The sequence below is a fragment of the Erythrobacter sp. NAP1 genome (assembly GCF_000152865.1).
Lineage (GTDB): Bacteria > Pseudomonadota > Alphaproteobacteria > Sphingomonadales > Sphingomonadaceae > Erythrobacter.
The window spans coordinates 1,322,153-1,345,299 of record NZ_CH672390.1; the positions used below are offsets into that span (position 1 = coordinate 1,322,153).

At 60.4% G+C, this 23,147-nt stretch carries 25 protein-coding genes; 10 read left to right on the forward strand and 15 right to left on the reverse strand.

All coding sequences use genetic code 11. The features are described 5' to 3' along the window. The first annotated feature begins 82 nt into the window (after positions 1 to 82). Together NAP1_RS06230 and NAP1_RS06235 are read left to right on the forward strand one after the other, a co-directional pair. Positions 83 to 1,033: an alpha/beta hydrolase gene (locus tag NAP1_RS06230; RefSeq protein ID WP_040464313.1), complete on the forward strand. Its 951-nt coding sequence runs from the start codon at positions 83 to 85 to the stop codon at positions 1,031 to 1,033. Beyond that, positions 1,030 to 1,503: an RNA pyrophosphohydrolase gene (locus tag NAP1_RS06235; RefSeq protein WP_040464315.1), complete on the forward strand. Its 474-nt coding sequence runs from the start codon at positions 1,030 to 1,032 to the stop codon at positions 1,501 to 1,503. Before NAP1_RS06230 ends, NAP1_RS06235 begins: the two co-directional genes overlap by 4 nt. 6 nt (positions 1,504 to 1,509) lie before the next feature. On the opposite strand, the gene NAP1_RS06240 is transcribed toward NAP1_RS06235, so the two are convergent. The 7 genes from NAP1_RS06240 to NAP1_RS06270 form a co-directional block, all read right to left on the reverse strand. Then, a complete protein-coding gene (locus NAP1_RS06240; RefSeq protein WP_007164399.1) occupies positions 1,510 to 2,181 on the reverse strand; it encodes a glutathione S-transferase family protein in 672 nt (223 codons plus the stop codon). 17 nt (positions 2,182 to 2,198) lie between these two features. Continuing rightward, positions 2,199 to 2,693: a tetratricopeptide repeat protein gene (locus NAP1_RS06245; RefSeq protein ID WP_156777212.1), complete on the reverse strand. Its 495-nt coding sequence runs from the start codon at positions 2,691 to 2,693 to the stop codon at positions 2,199 to 2,201. A 60-nt stretch (positions 2,694 to 2,753) separates the two neighbouring features. After that, complete coding sequence (locus tag NAP1_RS06250; protein WP_007164401.1) at positions 2,754 to 3,935, reverse strand: RsmB/NOP family class I SAM-dependent RNA methyltransferase; 1,182 nt, start codon at positions 3,933 to 3,935, stop codon at positions 2,754 to 2,756. Beyond that, entirely contained in the window at positions 3,932 to 4,210 is a 279-nt protein-coding gene (locus NAP1_RS06255; protein WP_007164402.1) for a hypothetical protein, read from the reverse strand. Before NAP1_RS06255 ends, NAP1_RS06250 begins: the two co-directional genes overlap by 4 nt. A gap of 9 nt (positions 4,211 to 4,219) precedes the next feature. After that, positions 4,220 to 5,674: an IMP dehydrogenase gene (gene guaB, locus NAP1_RS06260; protein ID WP_007164403.1), complete on the reverse strand. Its 1,455-nt coding sequence runs from the start codon at positions 5,672 to 5,674 to the stop codon at positions 4,220 to 4,222. 98 nt (positions 5,675 to 5,772) lie between these two features. Then, on the reverse strand, positions 5,773 to 7,263 hold the full coding sequence (locus tag NAP1_RS06265) for a M20/M25/M40 family metallo-hydrolase (RefSeq protein ID WP_162013470.1): 1,491 nt from the start codon (positions 7,261 to 7,263) through the stop codon (positions 5,773 to 5,775). Then, entirely contained in the window at positions 7,260 to 8,012 is a 753-nt protein-coding gene (locus NAP1_RS06270; RefSeq protein ID WP_007164405.1) for a 3-hydroxybutyrate dehydrogenase, read from the reverse strand. The genes NAP1_RS06265 and NAP1_RS06270 overlap by 4 nt, the downstream gene beginning before the upstream one ends. A gap of 125 nt (positions 8,013 to 8,137) precedes the next feature. On the opposite strand from NAP1_RS06270, the gene NAP1_RS06275 reads away from it, so the two are divergent. Both NAP1_RS06275 and NAP1_RS06280 read left to right on the forward strand, forming a co-directional pair. After that, positions 8,138 to 8,989 (forward strand): neutral zinc metallopeptidase, encoded by an 852-nt coding sequence (locus NAP1_RS06275; protein WP_007164406.1) that lies wholly within the window; start codon positions 8,138 to 8,140, stop codon positions 8,987 to 8,989. Between the two features lie 25 nt (positions 8,990 to 9,014). Beyond that, positions 9,015 to 9,512, forward strand: a complete 498-nt coding sequence (locus NAP1_RS06280; RefSeq protein ID WP_241761188.1) for a hypothetical protein — start codon at positions 9,015 to 9,017, stop codon at positions 9,510 to 9,512. A gap of 110 nt (positions 9,513 to 9,622) precedes the next feature. On the opposite strand, the gene NAP1_RS06285 is transcribed toward NAP1_RS06280, so the two are convergent. Continuing rightward, positions 9,623 to 11,281 carry a M56 family metallopeptidase gene (locus NAP1_RS06285; RefSeq protein ID WP_007164408.1) on the reverse strand — a complete coding sequence of 553 codons (1,659 nt, stop codon included), beginning with the start codon at positions 11,279 to 11,281 and terminating at the stop codon, positions 9,623 to 9,625. Next, complete coding sequence (locus NAP1_RS06290; protein ID WP_007164409.1) at positions 11,278 to 11,676, reverse strand: BlaI/MecI/CopY family transcriptional regulator; 399 nt, start codon at positions 11,674 to 11,676, stop codon at positions 11,278 to 11,280. The genes NAP1_RS06285 and NAP1_RS06290 overlap by 4 nt, the downstream gene beginning before the upstream one ends. Positions 11,677 to 11,808: 132 nt before the next feature. Between NAP1_RS06290 and NAP1_RS16285 the strand changes: the two genes are divergently transcribed. Then, positions 11,809 to 13,344 carry an esterase-like activity of phytase family protein gene (locus NAP1_RS16285; protein ID WP_007164410.1) on the forward strand — a complete coding sequence of 512 codons (1,536 nt, stop codon included), beginning with the start codon at positions 11,809 to 11,811 and terminating at the stop codon, positions 13,342 to 13,344. On the opposite strand, the gene NAP1_RS06300 is transcribed toward NAP1_RS16285, so the two are convergent. Further along, positions 13,345 to 14,334 carry a C13 family peptidase gene (locus NAP1_RS06300; RefSeq protein WP_007164411.1) on the reverse strand — a complete coding sequence of 330 codons (990 nt, stop codon included), beginning with the start codon at positions 14,332 to 14,334 and terminating at the stop codon, positions 13,345 to 13,347. Between the two features lie 173 nt (positions 14,335 to 14,507). Here NAP1_RS06300 and NAP1_RS16450 point away from each other — a divergent pair, with 173 nt between their 5' ends. After that, positions 14,508 to 14,654, forward strand: a complete 147-nt coding sequence (locus NAP1_RS16450; protein WP_007164412.1) for a hypothetical protein — start codon at positions 14,508 to 14,510, stop codon at positions 14,652 to 14,654. On the opposite strand, the gene NAP1_RS15855 is transcribed toward NAP1_RS16450, so the two are convergent. From NAP1_RS15855 to sdhC, 4 genes are all read right to left on the reverse strand, one after another. Beyond that, positions 14,639 to 15,901, reverse strand: coding sequence for an adenylate/guanylate cyclase domain-containing protein (locus NAP1_RS15855; protein WP_007164413.1), 1,263 nt, complete (start codon positions 15,899 to 15,901; stop codon positions 14,639 to 14,641). The two genes, NAP1_RS16450 and NAP1_RS15855, sit on opposite strands and share 16 nt — an antisense overlap. A gap of 67 nt (positions 15,902 to 15,968) precedes the next feature. Further along, the gene (sdhA, locus tag NAP1_RS06310; protein WP_156777338.1) at positions 15,969 to 17,783 is read right to left on the reverse strand and encodes a succinate dehydrogenase flavoprotein subunit; all 1,815 of its coding nucleotides are present in this window, start codon (positions 17,781 to 17,783) and stop codon (positions 15,969 to 15,971) included. Between the two features lie 29 nt (positions 17,784 to 17,812). Continuing rightward, positions 17,813 to 18,199, reverse strand: coding sequence for a succinate dehydrogenase, hydrophobic membrane anchor protein (gene sdhD / locus NAP1_RS06315; RefSeq protein WP_007164415.1), 387 nt, complete (start codon positions 18,197 to 18,199; stop codon positions 17,813 to 17,815). Positions 18,200 to 18,202: 3 nt separating this feature from the next. Continuing rightward, positions 18,203 to 18,592 (reverse strand): succinate dehydrogenase, cytochrome b556 subunit, encoded by a 390-nt coding sequence (gene sdhC, locus NAP1_RS06320; RefSeq protein WP_040464780.1) that lies wholly within the window; start codon positions 18,590 to 18,592, stop codon positions 18,203 to 18,205. A gap of 147 nt (positions 18,593 to 18,739) precedes the next feature. Here sdhC and NAP1_RS06325 point away from each other — a divergent pair, with 147 nt between their 5' ends. The 4 genes from NAP1_RS06325 to NAP1_RS06340 are packed head-to-tail and all read left to right on the forward strand — an operon-like array spanning position 18,740 to position 21,989. Next, on the forward strand, positions 18,740 to 19,465 hold the full coding sequence (locus NAP1_RS06325) for an SDR family NAD(P)-dependent oxidoreductase (protein ID WP_007164417.1): 726 nt from the start codon (positions 18,740 to 18,742) through the stop codon (positions 19,463 to 19,465). Next, on the forward strand, positions 19,455 to 20,372 hold the full coding sequence (gene bla / locus NAP1_RS06330) for a subclass B3 metallo-beta-lactamase (protein ID WP_162013471.1): 918 nt from the start codon (positions 19,455 to 19,457) through the stop codon (positions 20,370 to 20,372). The genes NAP1_RS06325 and bla overlap by 11 nt, the downstream gene beginning before the upstream one ends. Then, positions 20,369 to 21,289, forward strand: a complete 921-nt coding sequence (locus NAP1_RS06335; protein ID WP_007164419.1) for a 50S ribosomal protein L11 methyltransferase — start codon at positions 20,369 to 20,371, stop codon at positions 21,287 to 21,289. Before bla ends, NAP1_RS06335 begins: the two co-directional genes overlap by 4 nt. After that, positions 21,273 to 21,989 (forward strand): DUF2459 domain-containing protein, encoded by a 717-nt coding sequence (locus tag NAP1_RS06340; RefSeq protein ID WP_007164420.1) that lies wholly within the window; start codon positions 21,273 to 21,275, stop codon positions 21,987 to 21,989. The genes NAP1_RS06335 and NAP1_RS06340 overlap by 17 nt, the downstream gene beginning before the upstream one ends. Here the strand turns inward: NAP1_RS06340 and NAP1_RS06345 are convergent. Further along, positions 21,952 to 23,130 (reverse strand): RNA polymerase sigma factor, encoded by a 1,179-nt coding sequence (locus NAP1_RS06345; protein ID WP_007164421.1) that lies wholly within the window; start codon positions 23,128 to 23,130, stop codon positions 21,952 to 21,954. The two genes, NAP1_RS06340 and NAP1_RS06345, sit on opposite strands and share 38 nt — an antisense overlap. Positions 23,131 to 23,147: the final 17 nt, after the last annotated feature.

Sequence of the window (23,147 nt, forward strand, 5' to 3'; positions counted from 1 at the left end):
TCACACATGCGTCTTTGCGAGTGGAAATGCGCGGGCCAAGCCTCTATCGCTTCACGCAAAGAGAGACGGGAGAGAGCCAAGAATGTCCGACACCACACCCTTTATCCGCCCTGACATGAAGATGTTCCTCGATGCACTCGCAGCGATGGAAGGGCCGGCTCTGGCTGACATGACGCTTGAGGAAGCGCGGGCGTCCTATGTTGCGCTGCACGGCATGGCGGACCGTCCTGCGCGCGAGCTTGCAGTGATCCGTGACCTGACCTGCCCGGGCCCAGCTGGGGACATCCCGCTGCGTCTCTACGATGCGCGCGAAACGCGCGATCCGGGTCCGGTCATCACCTTTTACCATGGTGGCGGCTTCGTGATCGGCGACCTTGAAACACACCACGCGCTATGCACCGAGATCGCTGCTCTGATGGATCTGCCTCTCGTCGCGGTAGATTATCGCCGCGCTCCTGAAGCGCCCTTCCCCGCCGCAATCGAGGACTGCGAAGCCGCGACGCGATGGATCGCATCTTCACCGCAGGAACTAGGCCGAGAGGCAACAGGGGTCGTTACGATCGGAGACAGCGCCGGGGGCAATGCGACGATCGTCATTGGCCAATTGCTCGCCGAGAAGCCCGCCGATGTGCCGGTCGCGTTGCAAGTCCCGATCTTTCCGCTCGCAAGCGCGGTCGAAGGCTCTGCCAGCTTCGAGGCATTTGCGGACGGCTTTGTCCTCACCCGGGCTGCCATCGAATTCTTCGACGCTGCCTATGGCGCAGTGCGCGAGGATGCGCGCGGATTTCCGATCCACGGCGATCACGCTAAGGCCCCACCCACCATCGTGGTCACGGCAAGCCTCGATCCGATCCGCGATTCCGGCCGCGACTATGCCTCTGCCCTCGCTCAGGCTGGAGCAGACGTGACCTTTATCGAGATGAAGGGCGTCACCCATTCCTTCACCAACCTGCGCCAGGCCGTGCCGAGCACGCAGGGCGATCTGGAGCGGATCGTCGCGCATATGAAATGTCTCTTGGAGAATCTCTCTTGAACGACCTCCCCTATCGCCCCTGTGCCGGATTCATGCTCGCGAACGAGGACGGCAACGTCTTTGTCGGCGAACGCATCGACCCTAGCGCTCACGGCTTCTGGCAAATGCCACAGGGCGGAATCGACAAGGGCGAAGACCCTCAAACCGCAGCCTTGCGCGAATTGGAGGAAGAAACGGGTGTCGGCGGCAGTTTGGTCAATGTGATTGCGCCTGCCTCGCGGCAGTTCCGCTACGACCTCCCGCCCGAGCTTCTGGGCAAAGTCTGGAAGGGCAAGTATCGCGGCCAGATCCAGCATTGGTATCTCGGCCGTTTTCTCGGGAGCGATGCCGACATCAATCTTCAAGCGCATAATCCGCCCGAGTTTCACGCGTTTCGCTGGGTGAAACCGCGTGATTTGCCGGACCTGATCGTCCCGTTCAAACGCGAAGTCTATGAAGAGCTGGTCGCGGAATTTGCGCAGCTGATCTGAGCAACTTCAGAAGCTGAAGGTGATCTTGTCGCGGTTGTCCTTCGCGCGGGCAGACTGGAACGAGGGCAATTCCTCGATCCTCTCGAACCACTGAGTCACCTGCGGGTAGCCATCAAGCTGACCCCGTTCACGCGCAGCGAACATTGAATAAACCAGCGTGATATCGGCAGCGGTCAGATTGTCGCCGCCGAAAAACGGCTGCTTGGCGAGATCGTTTTCCATCAGGTCGAACAGCGCATCGAAGCGCGGACCGAGGAAGAGCTTGTGCACCTGGCCAAACACAGACTTGAGCAGGGCGCTGATCGGCCATGGAGCGCGGCTTTCAAGCAGTCCCAGGATCATCGCAACGCTCTGCAGGTTCATGAACGACGCACCCGATGCGTGATACCAGAACAGATGGCGCGCGCGGTCCTTGTGCCCTGCACCCGGACGCAGATCGCTGCCGGGATAGGAGTCTAGAATATAGTCGATAATCGCGTTGCTCTCTGCGAGCACGAGGTCGCCCTCGGTCACGACTGGAGCAGTGCCGAGAGGCGAAAGCGCCTTGTATTCGGCAGGCGCAAGATTGGTCTCGGGATCGCGATTATAGCTCTTGAGCTCATACTCGGCGCCCAAGGCTTCGAGTAGCCAGAGGATGCGAAAGCTCTGCGAATATTCGAGGTGGTGAAGTGTCAGCATTCGAGTGGGCGCCAAGCTCAGTTGGCAGCCGTGCCGTCCTCGGCGGTTTCGACGGCAAAGCGCGCAGGAGGCCCTGCCGCGATGCGCGCCTGAAGCGCCTGCGTTTCAGGACAGCTTTGACCGCACATGCTTTCGAGCCGGGCGAGATTGCGCTGCGCCTTGTCGACCGCGCCCTTCTCTACCAATGCCTCGCCTTCACCCGAGATTGCGGCGAAGTAATCAGGATTGCGGGCCAATGCCTCGCGGTAATAGCGGATCGCCTTCCCTTGAAGGCCATCCTGACGGGCAGCTTCTGCAAGGTTCAACAGGATCGGAGTGTAGCCCGGATCGACCGCAAGCGCGGCTTCGAATGCATCAATTGCGCCCTGCGTATCGCCAGCCTCCAGCGCAGCTTCCCCTTGAGTGATAAGCGCCTGCGCGCGCGGATCGGCTTCGAGCTGGCCAGCGCTCGACACACTCGCCACGGTCGCGAGCATGAGTGAGAGGGCAGCGGCAGCGGGCGCGAAACGCATGAACAGCTCCTTGAAGTCAGCAAGCCGAGAAGATGAAGGCTTCGCCATAGTCGTTAACGGCTAGCACGGGAAACGTAAGTTTGCGACAAAAAAGCCGTCCGTACCGTCGTGATACGGAGTAAGGCGAATGCCTTTCCCGCGCCTTCGTCCGACAGGAAGTTCGAGACCTTCGGCCTCCCATCCTGAATGCCGGTCGAGGAATGCATCGACCTGCCCTGATCCTTCTTCGTCAAGCAGCGAGCAGGTGACGAATGTGATGCTGCCACCAGGACGAACCAGCTTCGCTGCGATATCAAGAACATGAGCCTGAAGTTTCGTAAATCGGACAAGTTCTGCTTTGTCCAGACGCCAACGGCTTTCAGGATTACGACGCCAAGTTCCGCTACCTGAGCAAGGTGCGTCGACAAGCACGTGATCGGCTTTACCTACCCAAGGCTCAAGCGCTTCAATTTCACGGCCCGGATTGAGCAAGACAGTGTGATCGACTTGTGCCCCTGCCCTCGAAGCTCGTGGCGCAAGATTGCCAAGGCGTCGCTTGTCGGTGTCAGCGGCGATGAGACTGACCGCGTTTCCAAACCTTGCGGCCAATGCAAGCGTCTTGCCACCTGCGCCTGCACAAAGGTCGATGACGGCGTCGCCGGGCTGCGCAAGTACAGCCTCGCAAACCCACTGGCTGCCGTGGTCCTGTATCTCGACCAGCCCGTCACGCCATTCTCGCCATTGCTCGACCTGCGTTCCAGATGCGAACCGGAGGCCTTGCGAAGCAATGAGTGGTTCGCCCTCTTCAGGCAACTCGATCGTGCCACGGTCGGCCTTGAGTGCGTTCACACGGATGTCGAGCGGCGCTCTGTCCAGGAGCGCCATGGCTTCGTCGCTCTCGATGCCAGAGATTGAAAGCCGCTCTATCAACCAGTGGGGTGCGACCCCTGTCTCTGCTGACGTTTCGTTAGGAGCAATCGTTTGCGGCCCATGGGTCGAGCCGTCGAACAATGGCACGAGGCTCTCATCCCTATTCGAGAGCGCAAGCATTGCTGAGCGGCCATCGGCAGGGACCGGACCGCACAGTCTCACCGCACGGTAGACGAGTTCGCGAACCGCGCGCCGGTCCTTTGACCCGGCATAGCGCCGCGCTTTGAAATACTCGGAGATCAATCGGTCAGCAGGCGCGCCTTTGTTGCGAGCGCCCTCAATGATTGCATCGAGCAATTCGATTGCCGCCTGAACGCGGGCGGCGGGGGTCATTGGTCCCGCGCTTCGCTGGAACGCTGCCGTTTTTCGCTGAGGGTGTCGAAAAGCTTTGCGAACTCCTCGCGGTCCGGCACGGGCTCGCAGAAAATCTGGAAGAGCGTGGCGTTTTCGTGTTCTATCGTGACACGGGCACGTACAACGCGCTCACCAAAGTCGCGGCACTCCTCCTCAGTTTCGAACAGGGCAGGATAGCGCGTAAGTTCAATCTCACCCGGCCCGTCATCGGGAATGGCGAGGAGGAACAGCATCAGAGGAACGATCTCGATCACAGCAATGCCCTATCGCGTCGGATAGTTGGGTGCCTCACGCGTGATGGCGACGTCGTGGACGTGGCTTTCCGAAAGACCTGCATTGGTGATCCGGACGAACTGCGCGCGGGTCTTGAGGTCTTCGATAGTGGCAGAGCCGGTATAACCCATCGCTGCCTTGATACCGCCGACGAGCTGGTGGATCACATCCGCTGCCGGGCCTTTGAAGGGGACTTGCCCTTCGATGCCTTCGGGAACGAGCTTCATCGCCGACACGTCTTGCTGGAAATAGCGATCCGCGCTGCCTCGAGCCATCGCGCCAACGCTGCCCATGCCGCGATAGGCCTTGTAGGAACGCCCTTGGTAAAGAAACACTTCGCCCGGACTTTCCGCCGTACCGGCAAGCATGGAGCCGACCATCACGGTGGAAGCGCCAGCGGCCAGAGCCTTTGCAGCATCGCCCGAGGTGCGAAGGCCGCCATCAGCGATGACAGGGACGCCCGATTTGGCGGCTTCTTCAGCGCTGCCCATGATCGCGGTGAGCTGCGGAACGCCGACGCCTGCGACGACGCGTGTGGTGCAGATTGAGCCGGGCCCGATGCCGACCTTCACTGCATCTGCGCCTGCATCGATAAGCGCGCGGGTGGCTTCTGCGGTAGCGACGTTGCCCGCAATAACCTGGACCGAATTGGAAAGGTTCTTCACGCGCTCAACGGCCTTGGACACGTCCTTGTTGTGGCCGTGGGCGGTGTCGATAACGACGACGTCGACTTCGGCATCGACAAGCGCCTCGGTCCGCGCAAAGCCAGCATCGCCCACGGTCGTTGCTGCCGCCACGCGCAGGCGGCCCGCGGTGTCCTTAGTCGCGTTGGGATAGGTGACCGCCTTCTCGATATCCTTGACCGTGATAAGGCCAATGCAGCGATAGTCATCGTCGACCACCAGAAGCTTTTCGATCCGGCGTTGGTGCAGGAGGCGGCGCGCGTCTTCCTGGCTGGTGCCAAGCGGAACGGTCGCAAGGTTTTCAGTGGTCATCAGCTCGCGCACTGGCTGCTGCGGATTCTCGGCAAAGCGGACGTCCCGGTTTGTGAGGATGCCGCACAGCTTACCTTCGCTGTCGGTTACGGGAATCCCACTGATCCGGTTTGCTTCCATCAACGCTTGAGCATCGCCCAGAACCGCATCAGGCGAGATAGTGATAGGGTTAACGACCATCCCGCTTTCAAAGCGTTTGACGGCGCGCACGGCCGCACACTGCTCTTCGACGTCAAGGTTGCGGTGAAGCACGCCGATACCGCCCAGCTGCGCCATGACGATCGCCATGTCGGCTTCGGTCACCGTGTCCATTGCGCTCGAAAGCACGGGGATGTTGAGGCCGATTTCGCGCGTCAGCTTAGTTTGCGTGTTTGCCATGCTCGGCAACACATTGCTTTCCGCAGGTCGCAGAAGAACGTCGTCAAAGGTAAGGCCTAGGGGAATATCCATGTGCACGTGCTGCTTTTTTCCGTGTGTGAAGCGAATCGTGCACGCCCATGTAGGGCGGCTTTGTGAAAGGCGCTAGGCCTGCGAGCGCGCTTTAGACGTTATTGTGAAGCAGCTGGGGTGTAAGCGCTTGTACTTGCTACCCTGCGCACCAGTTCCTCGTGCAGGAGAAGGTCATCAATCGCGCCGCCGAGCTCGATGCCTTCGATCGTGTCACCCGGGCGGTGGTACCTCTCGGCGAGATAGGGACCAAGAACGATCTCCGAGGCGAAGGCACTGGAGAGAAAGACAGCAGGCACTCCCGCCTCGAGGAAGGCCCAGCCGTCCTGACGGCGCACGAACTGTTCGGCAAACTCCTTGTTGCCGAGCTCGCGGCGCGCCTCGGCAGCGGTCTGCCTGATCGTATCGTCAAGCGCGGTGCGGCCTTCTCCCACGAACCCCAGCGCCGTGCCAGCAGGCGCGATAGCCACGGTGTCGAAATTGAAGGCTGCTACGATATCGTCGAGCGGGACCGAAGGCTGGTCGATAAATGCCTTGGCTCCCAACAATCCTGACTCCTCGGCGCTGGTGGCAAGGACGTAAATATCCCGATCATAAGGGCCATTTGCAGCGAGCCTGCGCGTAAGCTCAAGCATCACCGCTATCCCGCTCGCATTGTCGACTGCGCCGGTGCACAGGGGTTCAGGTGTGTCCGGGGCACAATCGCCAAGGTGATCCCAGTGGCCGAGTAACATCACCGCACCCGAACCACGCAATGATCCCGGCAACAGGCCAATCACATTATAGCTGGTAAACTCCCGCCGCTGGCTTTGGGCATCGAGCGACGTTTTCGCCGAAAGTGGCACGGGGACGAAGTTCTCGTCCTCTGCTGCGCCAAGCAGCGATTGCCAGCGATCTTCGCCCAGCAATTGCAGCATAACATCGTTGGTGACGAATGCGGTCACTCTGTTCTGCTCTTCACTCGCAAGCCCGATCCGCTCGCGGCCATAGGCGCGGCTGACGGCTTCGATGGAAGAGTTGTCCTCTACCACCGTAATGATCGCGGCCGGCGAGTTTTCGAAAAGGGTCGCACGGCGGCGCGGGCTTACACCTGGCTCGCCGAGCATGACCACGACCTTGCCCGCAATATCCTCAGCAACGATGCTTTCTGCCTCCTTGCCGACGAAGACGAGTTCGCCGCCCTCAATCAGTCCACGCCTGCCTGACGTGAGGACAGCCGCCTGGCCTTCGCCCGGAGTGATGTCCCGCCCTCCAGCGGTGAACTCGATCGTGCCCGATAGCGGTGTAGTCGCGACCAATTCTACAGGGGCCCGCCATGCGCTGCCCGGATCGTTCGTACCGGAAACAAGACCGGCACTTTGCATCTCGTTGATGAGGAATTCGACAGTCCGTACCTCGCCATCGGTTCCGGGCTTGCGGCCGCCGAATTCTTCGCTCGCAAGCACTTCGATGTCGCGCATCAGGTTGGCAGCAATCACATCGCGCTCAGCCGCTGGCACGCTCGCAATCGGAGCGCGAGCACATGCGGCAAGGCACAAGCTGACAAAACAAACTAGGAAAAGCCGCCCCCGGCCCAGCATACGCCCCATCATTCGGCCGTCCATCCCCCGTCAATGCTCCAATTAGCGCCCGTCACGTTACCCGCAGCATCGCTGCAGAGGAAGACCGCCATCGCGCCGACTTCTTCTGGCTGCACGAACTTCTTCGTCGGCTGCTTGGCAAGCAGAACATCGTTCATCACCTGCTCGCGCGTCATACCCCGCGCAGCCATCGTGTCAGGGATCTGGTTCTCGACCAAAGGCGTCCAGACATATCCCGGGCTAATGCAATTCGCGGTCACGCCATCCTGAGCCAATTCAAGTGCAATCGTTTTGGTGAACCCAGCGATCGCGTGCTTGCTGGCGACATAAGCGCTCTTGAACGGTGAAGCGGCGAGCGAGTGTGCGCTCGCGGTGTTGATAATACGGCCCCAGCCTTTCGCCTTCATGCCCGGCACGGCGAGCCGCGTTGTGTGGAATACAGCCGAAAGGTTGAGCGCAATCACCGCATCCCATTTTTCCGGCGGGAAGTCTTCCACCGGAGAGACGTGCTGCATTCCCGCATTATTAACGAGAATGTCGACCGGGCCGACTTCTTCCATCATCGCTTCGATAGCGGCGGGATCCATTAGGTTCGCCCCGTTGAAGGTCGCGCCCAATTCCTCGCACAATCTCGAGATCTCGCCCTCATCGCCCAGACCGTTGAGGATAATCTCGGCCCCTTCGGCACGAAGTGCGCGTGCGACCGCAAGACCTATTCCCGACGTCGATCCTGTGACCAGCGCGCGTTTTTCCGAAAGCATCGGGCACAATCCACCGTTTCAGCCATTGAATTGACAAGCGTCTTTGCCGCACTGATTGCTGGTGTCCAGCAAAAGCTGAGCGAGCAAGACATAGCTGTAATGGATCCGATTGGGAGGACACGAGGATGCGCCTGAACCCCTTCAACACTAACAAGATCAATGTCGGCACGACTGGCGGTGCCCGGCGAGCTGGCGGTGTTGGGTGCGTCGGGATCGTTATTGCACTGGTCGGCGCAGTCGTCTTCGGTGTCGACCCACGCCAAACCCTCGGCCTTATTGAAGGTGTGCAGCAAACATCGGGTTCATCGCAGGCACCTCAGAACGAGGATGAGACTGCGATCTGTTCCTCGAATGCCTACGCAAATGAGACTTGCGCGGCGCTCACCTCACTCAACGAGACATGGGCGCGGACTTTTGCCCAGCAAAACGTCGAGTTTCGCCAGCCTTCCTTGAGGTTTGCGACCAGCCAGCGCTTCGACACCGCTTGTGGGCCCGCTTCGACTGGCATGGGACCGTTCTACTGCCCTGCCAACGAAACGATCTACATCGACACAGGATTTTACGATCAATTGGCGCGCATGTCCGGGGAGCGCGGAGATTTTGCGCGGCTTTACGTGGTCGCTCACGAATTTGGTCATCATATCCAGACGATTACCGGCATCAGCGGCCAGATCCGCAGCCTTCAGGCATCGAACCCGCGTTCGGCAAACCAGCTGAGCGTGCTCATGGAGTTGCAGGCGGATTGCTATGCTGGAGTTTGGGCAGGCAAGAACCGGAACCTGCTTGAACCGGGTGACATGCAAGAGGGCTTGCGCGCAGCCAGTGCAATCGGCGATGATACCTTGCAGCAACGTTCAGGACGCCGGGCGAATCCCGAGACTTTCACTCATGGGACCAGTCGCCAGCGTCAGGAAGCCTTGCAATTGGGACTTAGGGGGGACGACCGTGCATGTGATGAGATTACGCAGCTTCGTTAAACCGATCGGATCGGCAGGAATGGCCATGGGCCTTGCCCTTGCCGCCGCATCGCCAGGCGTTGCCCAGCAGCGCGACGAACCTGATGCCATGGACGTGGCGCGCACTCCGCTTGAAGACTTCAACATCGACAGCGACGATCTGCCTCCTGTTCTCGTCGATGCCGCGGCCGATCCGTACGACGTGGAAGGGCTGCTGAACTGCAACCACCTAATGGCTGAGATCGCTGCGCTCGATAACGCGTTGGGTGACGACTTCGATATCTTCGTTGAGGAAGAGGGACGCCGGATCAGCGGTGGCCGAGTGGCACAAAGCGTCGTCGGCTCATTCATCCCCTTCCGCGGCCTTGTTCGCGAAGTTTCCGGCGCGAACAAGCGACGGCGCGAGTTCAATCGCGCAGTGACCGCAGGAATGGTGCGGCGTGGCTTCCTTAAAGGCGTCGGCCGCGAACGCGGATGCAACTACCCTGCCCGTCCCCGCACCGAACGCCCTGTCCTGCCAACGCAGGAGCAGGACGGACAATAGGCCGCTTACGAGCCCAAAAAGACAGGCCGGCGCGCAACAGGGTTGCTCGCCGGCCTTCTTTTGCGCGAGGGAAAGGGTCCTCGCACATGCGCCTGTTCAATGGGCTTAGATCAGCGCGCGTTTTCTTCCCACCGCTCGATCTGCTGGTCGAGTTCGCGCACGACACGCTCGCGCATTTCGGCCGTCATGTCGCGGCTGCGAGCAATTTCTGCACGCGCCTGCTTCAATCCTTCGAGAGCCGATGCCATCACTCGCGCCTGGCACAATTTGACGACGCGAGTGCCATCGGCGTTCTCAACCGTCGTAGCAACTTCGTCGCTCGATGAATCGCAGCTCATGCGAATAACGGTGCGGACCTCGGCTTCGGCTGCTTCCATGTCGGCCATGGCTTCTTCAAGGATCTCGGGCAGTTCATCGAGCTCCTTCTTGGCCTCGGCGAGTTCTTCGCGCATCTCGATGATGATGCGTTCGCGCTCCTCTTCGCTCATGCCTTCGCTGGTCCACTCGTTCTCTTCGACCCAGCGTTGGACATGAACGCGGCTGTCGCCATCGCTCTCAGTCCGGATAACGAACACGTTTTCGCTGCGAGTGCCGTCTTCGGAAACCTCGACGTCGACATCCACATCCGGATCAACTTCTTCAATCTCTTGAACCAGCGGCGCAGCAGGAGCGATAGGCGCGGCTGGCGATGCCGGCGGTGCGACAGACACGCTCGGCGGAGCGGGCGGTGCGGGCGGCAGCGGCGCTTCGCTTGCAGCGTAGGAAATGGATGCGGTCAAAGGCAGAGCCACAACCGCCGCGCCCAGCATCAGGCGACCGGCCAGTCGGCGGCTTTTCGGAGTGTCGTTCATCTTAAGGCTCCTCAAACGATGAATTATCGATTTTTCTCCCAGCACCGGGCACGCCATCGGCGCGGTGAGGGCATGGTTGGGTGCGACACCAGGGCTTGCGGCAAAGCTTACGATCAGATTCGCATAGGCTTCGCGCGCTTCGGATAGAGTTTCAGGCGGACGCTGCGCCATGACACGCGCATCGCAAGCCGCTTCCTGATCGCGCCGCAGCGCAAGCCAGCCATAGCGGCCAAGCGGATTGAACCAGTGCATAGCAAACAAAGGCTGCACGAGAACGTTGACAAGAAGGTCTCGGCCTTTGTGGTGCGCCAGTTCGTGAGCCAGCGCGAGATCGCGGGCCTGCCGATCTGGCAGCGCCAGAAAGCCCGGCGGGAGAGCCACGACCTTGTCGATCACGCCAAATGCAAGCGGCGCATTCGTGCCATGCGTTTCGACAAGGCGAACCTTGCCATCGCGGCCGACTTCGCTCGCACCGTCGAGCAAGTCGTCGCGAAGTGCGAAGTAGGCGTTGAAGCGCATGTAAAGGAAAATGGCGGCGCCGATCAGCCACACTGCGATGCCAGCTTCGATTAAGGGTCCAAAATCGAAGCTCTGCGTCGGGGTAAGCTGTGTGGCGAGACCGGACGCCGCCGCCTCAGACTGCCCTGCTCCATCTTGTGTCGCAACTGGAGTGACGGGGTCGAGGATTAGAAATTGGGTGCCGCCCGCGATCATCGGCTCTGCCGTTGCCGTTGCGTCAGCGGGACGCATCCAGGCAGGCAGTTCAATCGGGGGCATGACGAGCCTGAGCGCAGGCAATGCCCACAAGGCGTAAGCGAATTGGGGACCGAACCAGCGAGTGACCGGACGGCGTAGGACAAGAACCAGCGCGATCAGCGCAGCGGTCCAGGCGAGCGTTTCTAGGAGCCAGCTGGTCATTGCTTCAGCTCCTTCAGAAGTGCCTCGATTTCGCTGAGGTCGTCCTCACTCAGCGCCTCGGTCTCAGCCAGGTGAGCAACCAGCGAAGCCGCCTTTCCGCCAAACAGGCGGTCGACAAGACGACGCGATTCCCCGCCTACATATTCGGCGCGGGCAATCAGCGGGCTGTAAAGGAAACGGCGACCATCTGGACGGGTTTCAATCGCACCTTTCTGAACAAGACGAGATAGCAGCGTCTTGACCGTGGCAAGGCTCCACTCGCGCTTCTGGCATACGACTTCGCACACCTGTGCGGCGCTGGCGGTGCCTCGATCCCAAAGGACTTCCATGACCGCATGTTCAGCTTCACTGATGCGTTCAGGCTTTTCAGCATTGTTATCAGGGGACTTGGTCAAGCGTGCCTCCCTCTTCCACCGGTGGCTTGATTACGTCTGTAGTCACAACGATTACGCTTGTAAACATTGCTGCTTGATGAATGACGCGCCTCCCCGCTTGCTCTTCTGCAAAGGGTTCACCAGAACGGACGAATGACTTGGAAGACAGCCATTTGCGCAGGCTTCGCCATGTTGGTGAGCGCCCCCACCCTCGCCCAAGACGAGATTTTCGCGATCACAGAGCCGGTTGAGCTCGACCCGAATGACCCGGAAGTCTCCGAAGTCGGTGAACTCATTTATCGCGGCGGTGTCATGATCGAGCCGGGCGAGGAGGAAATTGGAGGCATTTCGGGCCTCGAATGGCACGATGGCCTGCTCTATGCCGTCAGCGATGACGGCAAATGGCTCACCATCGAGCCAGACGAGTTCGATGGACGGCTGATCGATGTGCTGGCAATCACGCGCGGCGATCTGAATGACGAACGCGGCAGGCGCTTACGCGACAAGGAAGACGCAGATGCCGAAGCCATCACCCGCGATGCGGCGGGTAACTGGCTCGTCAGCTTCGAACGTCGCCACCGGGTCTGGCGCTATGACGACCTTGCCGAGGGCGCGGGAGCCGATCTCGAGTACCCGCCATCCATCCTCTTCGGAGCGCAAGGCAATTCCGGTATCGAAACACTCGCGCAGGCTGGCGATAAGCTGCTCGTTTGCGGAGAATGGGCCGGGACCGACCGGGAAAACTGCTCGCTGATCGTCGACGGCGGTGAAGTCGCATTCGAAGTCGCGCCTCCCCCGGAACTTGCAGAACAAGGCGGCGTTCCAACGGATGCCGCCTGCGGAGCCGATGGCACCTGCTACATCCTGTTTCGCAGCTACGTGCAGGGCCAGGGCAACCGCGCGGCCATCGTCGCCGTGCCTGCCGAGGGAGACAACGAGACGGTCGCGACACTATTGCCACCGCTGACCCTCGACAATTTCGAAGGCCTGGCGCTGCGCGAACAATTCGGCAAGACATTCCTGTATCTCGCCTCGGACAACAATTTCTCCGAGAACCAGCGCACTTTGCTGATGAAATTCGAGATCAAGCAGACTGAGCCTCTGATCGCCGAAACGCCCGAGCCGGAGGTCAACTACGAGACCACCGACGTCGTTCTCGAGACCGAGATGGGAGAGATCACCATCCGCCTCGAGACCGAACGCGCTCCAATCACCGCTGCCAATTTCCTGCGCTACGTCGATGAGGACAGGTTCGACGGCACCGTCTTCTACCGCGCGATGAAACTGGAGCGCGAGCCTATGCCTAATGGCCTGATCCAGGGCGGCACTCAGTTTGATCCAAACCGCATCCTGCCGGGCATTCAGCATGAGCCGACGACCCAGACCGGCCTCAGCCACACCAACGGGGCGCTGTCGATGGCGATGGGCGAACCGGGTACGGCGAATGGCGATTTCTCGATCATGCTCGCCGATCAGGTCGGCCTCGATGCTCAGCCCGATTCAGACGACCCTATCTGGAAGAATGGCTACGCCGTCTTCGGCTACGTCATCGATGGGATGGATGTCGTCTCCGCGATCCATGCCTTGCCTGCCGATCCCAACAAGGGCGAAGGCATGATGGTCGGACAGATTCTCGCCGATCCGGTGACTATCCTAGATGCGCGCCGCGTCGAGGAGCCTGACGAATAATCACTCGCCGACCGCTGGCCTGCCCACCGGAGCGCTCGCCACTTGCGGCATGCCTGCCTCCAGCGTTGGAAGCCAGGCTGAAACGCCAGCGCCGAACGCGCTTTGGGGCAGCGAAGCGAGAAGACGCCTCTCGCTTTCCCAACCAGCAATGGTTCGACCCGCTGCCCGCACGGCTTCGGTTAGAGGCTGCGGTTCGCGAAGCGCGCGGTTGACCAGCGCGTCGCCATAGAAGGTCCAGTCGTTCTCCGGCTCACAACCGAAGGAATTGCGAGTCGAAGCGGCGGCGGTCAGAATTGCGGTGTCGCGGCCCGAAAGCGCGGGCACAAAGACGCCGGAATAGCACGCCGAGATGATCAGGATGCGCCGCTCGATTCCTAGCTCCTCGAAAGCTTCGGCAAGTCGCGCGGGCGACAACACGCCGTAGCCGGTATCGCCATAATGATAGGCCAGCCCGAGTTCGTTGCCATGGCTCGTCGTATAGAGCACCAGCACGTCTTCATCGGTGTCCATCAGCTCTGCGATGTGAGCAAGACTGACCAGCAAGCTCTCGATCGAACCGCGCGGCAGATCATCGCGCGTACCATCCGGCCCTGCGAGCGTAAGGACCCGTCCGTTCGCTCCATAACGGCGTGCCAAGACGCGGCCAGCTTCGCGAGCCTCGCGGGCAAACACCGGGTCGCTGTCGAGCGCAATGCTCACGACATAAGCGTCAATCGATCCGGACCGCTGAGGTGCAAGCGCGTCGAGCGAACGAGCAAGACGGCGGCGCTGGTCGAGCAGAACGCGCGCAGGCTCGCCGCGCTTGAGTTGCGGTGCCTCTGCAAAGCTCTCCAGCATCTCCTCACGCGTTTGCCCAATCCCGATATTGGGAAAGGGCTCGGTGTGTTCGGGAGGCTGGTTGGGATTGTCCTGTGCCCCGGCCGGTAGTGAAAGCGGCGCGGCGCAAAGCGCGGTGATCACGGCGAGACGGTAAAGGGTGCGCAAAACCATTGCTGCCTGTTTCAGGGAGGCTGGCGAAAGCGTCAAGCGCCATTGTATCCATCCGACAATTGTTGCCGGCTGGCGGATCACTACAATTCAGTACTGCCAGATCGGAGGTATTTAAGACTCATCAAGCGACCCGCACTTCCTTCGGATCGCCGCTATGCACGAAGGACCAAGAGATGAGTAAGACTGACAAACCCGATCCGGCTGACCGCGTCGTCAAGATCCCCGCCAATCCGGCCGCAGGCCTGTTTGGCCGTCGCATGACCCCGGCCACGAACTTTCCGCGCCCGGTCGACAACGGCCCTACTCACCGCGCGGCCTGATCCGCTACCTCGTTTTCAACGATGACGCGGTAGACCTTGGTCTCGCCGATGCCTTTCAAGGTCTGAAGCTCTGCCGGAGTGAAATCGACCTGCGAGCACGCCGCGAAGTAGGTGCTTTCCGACACAGCGATGCCGCCCGGCTTTGCAACGCCTTCGAGCCTTGCAGCCGTATTCATCGTGTCACCCCAATAATCGTAAGCCATTCGCTGTTGGCCGATCACTCCGCCGACTACGGGACCGGTGTGGATGCCGACCCTGATGGCAACGTCAATCCGGGTTTCGCGGGCATAATCCGTGACTGCTGCAATCATTTGCTCGGCGAACCGAATGGCTGAGACCGCATCGTTCTCGGTGCTGGTGGTGCCGCCTGCGACTGCGAGATAGGCATCGCCGATAGTCTTGACCTTTTCCACGCCCGCATTCTTCGCGCATTCGTCTGCAAGGCCGAAAATGGCGTTGAGCAGTTTGACGAGATGGCCGGGCGAGAGCTTTCGGGCCAGTTTCGAGAAGCCGACAATATCGACGAACACCACCGACACATCAGAGAAACTGTCCGCCACGACCTCGCCTCGGCGCAGGCGGTTCGCGACGTTCTTGGGCAGGACATTGAAGAGCATCTCTTCGGTCTTGGCGCGCTCCTCTTCGAGGGCCATCCACGCCTTGTAGCTTCGACGCGCGCGGCGATCGATGTCCCAGTTCACGAAGCAGGCGAAGGTGAAGAAGGTCGTGAAGTTGGTGAATGAATAGACCACGTTGACGATGTTGCGGTCCACGATCAGCAGGAATGTGGCATAAGTCAGCAGCAGCACCACTGCCCAGCTGAAAAAATACCGTGTGGTCGCAACAAATCCGACACTCGCAAACACAACGAGAATGCCGAAATTGATAATCCCCATCCCGAACCGGCTGATCTCGGTTATGTCGGATTGTTCGCCCAGCGCCTCGATCAGCAGAACCATCACGACCGTCATCGCAATGAAGATGACGAGGTCGATCCAGCTCTGCTCGATATAGAAGCGAGTGAATGTCAGCCCGACAATGCAGGTAAGCACCAGCATGAAGGGGATCGCCGCCATGTTGTAGGCGATCACCCCTTCGGGCGGGAAATGCATCGGGTTGAACCCGATATACGAGATCAGCGTGACGATCCCGATCCCGGCGAGGAAACGCGTCGCAGGGACGCGCGCCTCCCGCTCGCTCATCACGTAGGCCTTTTCGACCGCTGGATCATCGAATCTGGCGAGCATGCGAACCCTCTTGCCAGCTTTATCAAAGAACTAGCCTTGGCCCGCAAGCGGCCGAATTAAGCATAGCTCAGTACACGCGTGCCTTTGGCTTGATGTACTCGGCGTCCTCGGTGAGCGTGTATTCGTGCACCGGGCGGTAATCGATCTTGATTTCGCCGCCATTGCCGCCCCAACCCTCGAACCAGGCAATGGTGTGCTTCATCCACTCTGCATCGTTGCGATCGGGGAAATCCTCGTGCGCATGCGCGCCGCGGCTTTCCTTGCGGTTCGCTGCCGATGCGATGGTGACATTAGCCTGGCTCATCAAGTTGTCGAGCTCTAGCGTCTCGATCAAATCCGAGTTCCAGATCAGCGACTTGTCGGTGACGTGGATGTCTTCCATCCGCTTGTTCTGCTCAGCGAGGATCTTGACGCCCTCGTCCATCAGAGCGGTGTCGCGGAACACGGCTGCGTGCTTCTGCATCGCCTTCTGCATGTCCGCGCGGATAGCCGCGGTGGGCGAGCCGCCCTCAGAATAGCGGAAGTGATCGACGCGAGAGAGAGCGAAGTCCGCGCTGTCAGCCGCGAGTTCGGGCTGACTGACGCCGGGCTTAAGCGTCTCCTTGAGGTGCAGGCCGGTTGCGCGACCAAACACAACGAGGTCGATAAGCGAGTTGGAGCCCAGACGATTTGCGCCGTGGACCGACACACAAGCCGCTTCACCCACGGCATACAGACCAGGGACAACGGTGTCCGGGCCGTCCTTGCCGAGGGTCACGACCTGCCCGTGATAATTACAGGGGATACCGCCCATGTTGTAGTGAACGGTAGGCGTCACGGGGAGAGCTTCGCGCGTCAGGTCGACGCCTGCGAAAATCTTGCCGCTTTCAGTGATCCCCGGAAGGCGTTCTGCAAGAACCTTCGGATCAATGTGGTCGAGGTGCAGGTGGATATGGTCGCCATCTGCGCCGTGCCCGCGCCCCTCGCGCATTTCGAGAGCCATCGAACGCGACACGACGTCGCGCGATGCGAGGTCCTTCGCGCTCGGAGCGTAGCGTTCCATGAAACGCTCGCCTTCGGAGTTTGTGAGATACCCGCCCTCGCCGCGTGCGCCTTCGGTGATGAGGACGCCTGCGCCGTAAATGCCGGTAGGGTGGAACTGGACGAACTCCATGTCCTGAAGCGGCAGACCAGCGCGCAGCACCATGCCGCCGCCATCGCCAGTGCAGGTGTGTGCGGAAGTCGCAGTGTAGTAGCAGCGGCCGTAACCGCCGGTTGCCAGCACAACGCTTTGCGCACGGAAACGGTGGATCGTGCCATCATCGAGGCACATCGCCATCACGCCGACGCACTGCTTCACGCCGTCGACTTCCGCCATGATCAGGTCGAGAGCGAAGTACTCGATGAAGAAGTCGGCGTCATACTTCAGGCTCTGCTGATACAGCGCGTGGAGCATGGCATGGCCGGTGCGGTCGGCTGCGGCGCAGGTGCGCTGAACCGGCGGGCCTTCGCCCATATTCTGCATGTGGCCGCCGAAAGGGCGCTGATAGATAGTGCCGTCTTCGTTGCGGCTGAAAGGCACGCCTGCGTGCTCGAGCTCGTAAACCGCCTGAGGGGCTTCGCGGACAAGATATTCGATCGCGTCCTGATCGCCCAGCCAGTCGGACCCCTTGACGGTGTCGTACATGTGCCACTGCCAGTGGTCGGGCGAGTTGTTGCCGAGGCTTGCCGCAATGCCGCCTTGTGCAGCTACGGTGTGCGAGCGGGTCGGGAAAACCTTCGAGATGTTCGCGGTGCGTAGGCCTGCTTCGGCAGCGCCGGTCGTTGCGCGAAGGCCTGAGCCGCCCGCGCCCACGACCACCACGTCGTACATATGGTCAATAATCTTGTAGTCGCCCTTCAAAGAGGCGCCAGATTCGGGAGTGCTGGCCATCAGGCTGCTCCTGTGAGTGCGAGGCTGGCAACGCTGAAGATCGCGAAAGCGCCGCCGCCGAATGCTGCAAGGTTGAGCGCTGAGAGCAGCGCGAATTTCGATCCGGGTTCGTGGATGTAATCCTCAATCACGACCTGCAGGCCGAGCCGGGCGTGGTAGAACACGCTGATGATAAGGAGGATCATCGGGACAGCGGCAATCGGCTGTGAGAGCCAGCCGGAGACGCTTTGATAGCTGAAATCAGGCAGCAGAACGAAGCTGAGGATCAGCCAGGTCATCAGGACAAGATTGCCGATCGCAGTGGTGCGAGCCGCAAGCCAGTGATGCGCGCCGTGATGCGAAGAGCCGAGACCCCGGACTTTACCGATGGAAGTGCCGTTACCCATGGCTCAAGCTCCCTTCACGAAAAGGAGGTAGCCCCACAGGACAACCGTGAGAGCGATTGCGATGATCGGCGAGACGATCGACCAGAACCGGTTTGTGTCGAGCTCGTAGCCCGCTCCGATATCCAGCACAAAGTGGCGCAGCCCGCTCATCATGTGGGTGAAGAACGCCCAGGTCAGACCAATCAGCACCACATATCCTAGCGGCGAAGCGGCCGCCCACAGAAACGTCTCGTAAGCGTCGGGCCCGCTTGCAAGCGCGCCTAGCCACCAAACGAGGACGGCAAGGCCGACCAATGCCATCCCATCGCCGCTCACACGGTGAAGGATTGATACCAGCATATGCGGTCCCCACCGCCATATCTGGAGGTGCGGAGAAAGCGGTCTTTGGCTCATGATGATCCCATATGTCTTGATTGCCCCCAACCCCACTTAACGAACCTCACGAATGAGGCAAGGGCGGAAGCGCTCGACAGTGCTTGCAAAAATTCGGATAGGGGATTGCATGAATTGGCATAAAAGCTTGCAGACAAGGGGTCACAAATGACCGCAATTCTCGTCACAGGTTCGAGCCGGGGAATTGGCGCGGCTGCTGCAGCCGCCCTGGAAGCGCGCGGTGTCGAGGTGATCGGTCACCAAACGCGCTCTGGGGACGCTGAACGCATCGCTGCGGATTTCTCCGACCCACGCGCGGCTCAGATGCTTTGGGAAGAGGCGATGGATCGCAGCGGCGGCAACATCGCGGCAGTCGTCAACAATGCCGGACTGTTCGAGAAAAACCGGCTCGAACGCTCCGACATCGAATGGTTGGATGCATGGGAAGACACGATCCGCATCAACCTCACCGCAGCAGCCCAGATCAGCCGTTTCGCTGTACGACATTGGCAGGAGTGTATAGCGGGCCAAGACGGTGTCAGGGGGCGGCTTGTTCATGTCGCAAGCCGCGCTGCCTATCGTGGGGATTCGCCTGGCCATTGGCATTATGCCGCTGCCAAGGGTGGGATGATCGCAATGCACAAGACGATCGCCCGCGCTTATGCTGCCGAGGGCATCTTGAGCTACGCCATCACGCCGGGCTTTACCGACACAAGCATGGCGGGAGACTACCTTGAAAGTCGCGGCGGGGCTGGCTTACTGGCCGACATCCCGCTGGGACGCGTCGCGACTCCAGAAGAAATCGCCCGCATCATCACCTTCTGCGCGCTCGACGCCCCGCCCAGCATGACCGGAGCGGTGATCGACGCCAATGGAGCCAGCTTTGTTCGCTAAATTCGCTTCTGCATGCGCGCTAATGGCGCTCGCCAATTCTACTCAAGCATTGGCGGAAGGGCCGGTAACCGAAGCTGAAAGGAAACAAGCCGAGATCGCCCGTTTCTCGCAAGAATGCGAGAAATGGGACGATTGGGACAAACCCGCCCATCCTTACCGCATCCATGCGAACACCTATTATGTCGGGACATGCGGTATCGCCGCGATCCTCATCACTTCAGATGACGGCCACATACTGATCGACAGCGGAACCGAAGCGGGCGCGCAGGTCGTTCTCGACAACATCGAAAGCCTGGGCTTCGCGCTCGAAGACGTCGAAATCCTGCTGCACAGCCACGAGCACTTCGACCACGTCGGCGGGCACGCACTGGTTGCGGAGAGAACCGGCGCGCGCGTAGGTGCGAGCCCGCTCGCAAAGCCCGTGCTCGAAACAGGACAAGTTGCCGACAATGATCCGCAACATGCCATTCACCCTGCAATGGCCCCGGTCGCGGTCGGCTTTACGCTGGAGTCTGGCAGATCGGTCTCTCTGGGCAAGTTACGAATCTACCCATTTACCACCGCTGGTCACACGCCGGGTGCACGCTCCTATTTCTGGCGCTCCTGCGAGGATCGCGACTGTAAGGCGATAGTGTTCGCCGACAGCATGTCACCGGTCAGCAGCGACGATTACCGTTTCTCTGAACACCCCGACTATGTTTCCGAGTATCGAGCAGGAATTGAACGCGTTGCGGGAATGAGCTGGCGGTGCGACATCCTGCTCACACCACATCCCTCACACAGCAAGATGATCGAACGCGCCGCAGCGGGCAGGCTCGACAATGGCATGTCGTGTGAAGCCTTTGCCGCAGGCAAGACAGAAGACCTAAACGCGCGTCTCGAGCGAGAGGCAGGAGCAAACCAGTGAGCAGCTGGAAGCTCTCGGCTTTCGCACCCAAACCCCAGGTGCAGGGTGCCTTGCTCGCACATGACGATTTGGAGGACTGGGACTTCGACCTCGTCATTTCGGGACGAGAGATTGCAGAGGATCGACCACAGGACTGGGTGCTCGAAGCGTGGTATCCCAAGAAGCCGGGCGCCACACAGAAGCGCGCTCTCGCCTCGCTGTTTGCGGGCAAGGCACCCGACATCTCGGTTGAGAAGCTTGCGGACGAGGATTGGCTAACGCTCAGCCAACAGGGCGTCGAGCCGATCCGTGCAGGGCGGTTCTATGTCCACACGGCCGAGTTTCCCGACGATCCTGATGCCGTCAATTTCGTGATCCCGGCCGCACAGGCATTTGGCACCGGACAACATGAAACGACCGCCGGCTGTCTGGAAGTTCTCTCGGCCATGAAGTCACGCGGCATCGTCGCGCGCAACATTGCGGATATTGGCACTGGCACTGGATTGCTGGGCTTTGCGGCAATGAAGTTATGGCCCGGAGCCAAGGCGACCGCATCGGACATCGACGCCATTTGTGCAGAGGTGGTCGATGTGAATGCGGGGCTGAACGGCGTAAACATGGGCAGTGGCCGCGGCGAAATGACGATGGTCATCGCGGACGGCATGGACCACGAGTTGCTCCAGATGCGCGGGCCGTATGATCTGTTGATCGCCAACATCCTTGCAGGACCATTGGTCGAGCTTGCGCCAGACTTTGCAGCGGCCACAGCACAAGGTGGATCGGTTTTGCTCGCAGGCCTACTGGCGGGCGAACAGGAACGGGCCGTTCGTCGAGCGTATCGCCAATCGGGTTTTCGCCATGTCGCGCGCACTCAGCGCGGGGACTGGGCGATTCTGTGGTTCCGAAAGCGCAAGGTCTGGCGTGCAAGCCTCCGATAAAGGCACGGGCGCGAAGACTGTTCTGAAGGCCCTGCGCTGGGGTGGCCTCGTGTTCGTTGGTTCCGCGGCACTTTTCGTGCTGTCGGGCTGGATCGGTTCATCCATTTCTCGCAACTCGGGCTGGACCGAGCCGGATCCATCGACCGAGCGCACGATCGCGATCCTAATCGGCACAAACGGCATTCACACCGAAATCGCCATGCCCATCCTCACGCCTGAACAAGACTGGCGGAGCATTTTTCCCGCAAGCGACATCATCGCATCCTCCCGCGACTACACGCATGTCGCGGTGAGCTGGGGAGAGCGGAAGTTTTTCCTCGAAACCCCGACATGGTCTGATGTGAACCCGATCACGGTCGTTACGGCTATGACGGGCGGCGAAGGGGTGCTGCATGTGGCGCATTACGTCCGCCCTGCCCCTTCCGACGATTATCGCGTCATGCATCTTCGGCCAGTCGAATACCGAGCTCTCGCCGCTTCGATTAAAGGGCAAGTCGCTCCTCCCGAATCCCGGGAAGTCCTACCCGGCTATGACGCGCACGACGTGTTCTACACGGCAAGCGGCACATACCACCTGGGCAACACCTGCAATCAATGGACGAGCGATCAACTGGCCAGCGCTGGTGTTGAGATAGGCGTCTGGTCACCTTTCCCCGGCGGGATCATGAAGTGGGTCGATGATTTTGACGCAGCTCCTTGAGCTTGCGTTTGAGAAAGAGGCGTTCGGCACGCGGCACATCCTGATCAAGCGCTTGCTCCAGTTCGCACCGCGCGGCGTCCCATTGCCCGAGACCCGAATACATCTGAGCCCGCGCCACCCGATACGGCCGCGACGAACGAATGCGCGACCCCTCAATGGCATCCAGAGCCTCAAGCCCTGCCTTTGCGCCCTCCACTTTCTCCAAGGCCACCGCCCGATTTAAGCCAACCATCGGCGCTGGCCGCATGCCCATAAGCACATCATACAGCGCTAGTACTGCGCCCCAGTCAGTCTTACCGTCGTAGGCGCGACGGGCATGCGTGAGCTGAATTGCCGCCATCACCTGATACGGACCGGATGCGCCAAACTTCGCAGCGCCCTCAAGCCAAAGGCGGGCTTGCTCAATGGCAGCGAAGTCCCACTTGCACACGTCCTGCTGCGACAGTGGAACCATAGCGCCGTCTGCATCCACCCTTGCCGCTTCGCGCGATCTCGCAAGCCAGACCAGTGCCGCAAGCCCAAGCGCCTCAGGCTCCTCGGGCAAAAGCTCGGCAACCATGGCTGCGAGCCGCGCCACCTCTCCAGACAATTCGGGGTCCAGTTCACCCGCGGCGTCCTGGTAAGCGGCTGTATAGGCAAGCTCCAAGGTAAGCAGAACTGCTTCCAGACGCTCGCCCCAAGCCTTTCGCTCAGGCAGTTCAAAGGCAATTCCTGCATCACGCACCTTCGCCTTGGCCCGGGTGATGCGCTGGTACATCGTCGCCTCACTGGTCACGAAGAGCCGCGCGATCACGCCAACCGGCAACCCGCAAATGACCTTCAGCGCGAGAGCCGTTCTCGCCTCAAGGGCAATCGCTGGATGGCAGCAGATGAAGATCAGGCGCAGCCGCTCATCCGCGATTGGTTCTGGCAAAGTGAGAATGTCAGCCATCTCTTCCACCGGTGCACTTTTTTGAAGAGCCCTGTCCTGTGCTGCGCGCCCTCGCATCGCATCCAGCGCCTTGCGTTTGGCGACGACAAACAGCCAGCTGGTAAGTCGGTCAGGGACGTCGCCGCCCTCAATCAGCTTCTCAGCTGCGTCGGCAAAAGCGTCTTCAACAAGGTCGAAATCGCGCAGTTGCACGGCCAGGGCGGAAATCACTCTAGGCCGTGCATCGG